We start from the raw sequence: 2,456 nt of genomic DNA, 5'->3' as shown, positions 1-2,456 counted from the left end.
ATGTGGTTGCTGTTTGTTGTTTGAGATTTGCATAGTGGACGCGAGCATCTTTGTGGCCAAGTTTTTTAGGGCACACGGTGGATGCCTTGGCATCAGGAGCCGATGAAGGACGTGGGAGGCTGCGTTAAGCCTCGGGGAGTCGCCAACCAGACGTTGATCCGGGGATGTCCGAATGGGGAAACCTAGCACCAGTCATGTGGTGTTGCCTCCGCCTGAATGTATAGGGCGGTTGGTGGTAACGCGGGGAAGTGAAACATCTCAGTACCCGCAGGAAGAGAAAACAACAGTGATTCCGTGAGTAGTGGTGAGCGAAAGCGGATGAGGCTAAACCGGGCGTGTGTGATAGCCGGCAGGTGTTGCATGTCCGGGGTCGTGGGACCCTCTGGTGGTTTCTGCCGAGACCACAAGAAGTGATAAACCTTCGGGATAGTCGAAGCCTCTGGGAAGGGGCGCCGTAGACCGTGAGAGCCGGGTAGGCGAAATCTTGAGGGCTTCTTGAGGGGATCCCAAGTAGCACGGGGCCCGAGAAATCCTGTGTGAATCTGCCAGGACCACCTGGTAAGCCTAAATACTCCCTGATGACCGATAGTGCACGAGTACCGTGAGGGAAAGGTGAAAAGTGCCCCGGTGAGGGGTCGTGAAATAGTACCTGAAACCGTGTGCCTACAAGCCGTAGGAGCTTACGAGGATTTCGGTCCTTGTGTGATGTGACTGCGTGCCTTTTGAAGAATGAGCCTGCGAGTTATGGTGTGTGGCGAGGTTAACCCGTGTGGGGGAGCCGTAGCGAAAGCGAGTCTGAATAGGGCGTTTGAGTCGCATGCTGTAGACCCGAAGCGGAGTGATCTACGCATGGGCAGGTTGAAGCTCAGGTAAGACTGGGTGGAGGACCGAACCCACCAGGGTTGAAAACCTGGGGGATGACCTGTGTGTAGGGGTGAAAGGCCAATCAAACTCCGTGATAGCTGGTTCTCCCCGAAATGCATTTAGGTGCAGCGTCACGTGTTTCTTGCCGGAGGTAGAGCACTGGATGGCTAATGGGCCCGACAAGGTTACTGACGTCAGCCAAACTCCGAATGCCGGTAAGTGAGAGCGTGGCAGTGAGACTGCGGGCGATAAGGTTCGTAGTCGAGAGGGAAACAGCCCAGATCACCGACTAAGGCCCCTAAGCGTGTGCTAAGTGGGAAAGGATGTGGAGTCGCAGAGACAACCAGGAGGTTGGCTTAGAAGCAGCCACCCTTGAAAGAGTGCGTAATAGCTCACTGGTCAAGTGATTCCGCGCCGACAATGTAGCGGGGCTCAAGTACACCGCCGAAGTCGTGGCATTGATGCAGATTCGTCTGTGTTGATGGGTAGGGGAGCGTCGTGTGTGCGGTGAAGCGGCAGAGTGATCTAGCCGTGGAGTGCACACGAGTGAGAATGCAGGCATGAGTAGCGAATCGAGGGTGAGAAACCCTCGCGCCGGATGACCAAGGGTTCCTGGGGCAGGCTAATCCGCCCAGGGTAAGTCGGGACCTAAGGCGAGGCCGACAGGCGTAGTCGATGGACAACGGGTTGATATTCCCGTACCCGCTTCAATGCGCCCATACTGAACCTTCTGATACTAAGAGTCCTTAACTCGCCTAAAGCCTTCGGGCTTGGGGTCAGAGTGAACGCTCGGCCTGATGGGGTAGTAGGTAAGCGATGGGGTGACGCAGGAAGGTAGTCCAGCCCAGGCGATGGTTGTCCTGGGGTAAGCATGTAGGGAGTGGGGTAGGTAAATCCGCCTCACGTTAATCCTGAGATGTGATGCCGAGCCGATTGTGGCGAAGTGGATGATCCTATGCTGCCGAGAAAAGCCTCTAGTTAGTGTTGTGGCGGCCCGTACCCCAAACCGACTCAGGTGGTCAGGTAGAGAATACTAAGGCGATCGGGTGAACTGTGGTTAAGGAACTCGGCAAATTGCCCCCGTAACTTCGGGAGAAGGGGGACCTCTGCTGGTGATCAGGCTAGCTCTGTGAGCTGGTGGGGGTCGCAGTGGCCAGGGGGAAGCGACTGTTTACTAAAAACACAGGTCCGTGCGAAGTCGTAAGACGATGTATACGGACTGACGCCTGCCCGGTGCCGGAACGTTAAGGGGACCGCTTAGCCGTGGCAACATGGCGAAGGTGAGAACTTAAGCGCCGGTAAACGGCGGTGGTAACTATAACCATCCTAAGGTAGCGAAATTCCTTGTCGGGTAAGTTCCGACCTGCACGAATGGCGTAACGACTTCCCCGCTGTCTCAACCGCAGACCCGGCGAAATTGCAGTACGAGTAAAGATGCTCGTTACGCGCAGCAGGACGGAAAGACCCCGGGACCTTCACTACAGCTTGACATTGGCGTTTGGAACGTCTTGTGTAGGATAGGTGGGAGACTAGGAAGCTGTCACGCTAGTGATGGTGGAGTCATTGGTGAAATACCACTCTGGTCGTTTTGA

1 rRNA gene is annotated in these 2,456 nt (G+C 55.6%); it reads left to right on the top strand.

The features are described 5' to 3' along the window. Window positions 1-54: 54 nt before the first annotated feature. Window positions 55-2,456: ribosomal RNA gene (locus tag ACWD0F_RS51675) — 23S ribosomal RNA — on the top strand; the annotation flags it as partial.

The organism is Nonomuraea sp. NPDC002799 (assembly GCF_053592075.1).
The sequence above is the reverse complement of the archived record's forward strand: the minus strand, read 5'-3'. Positions and strand labels throughout refer to the sequence as shown.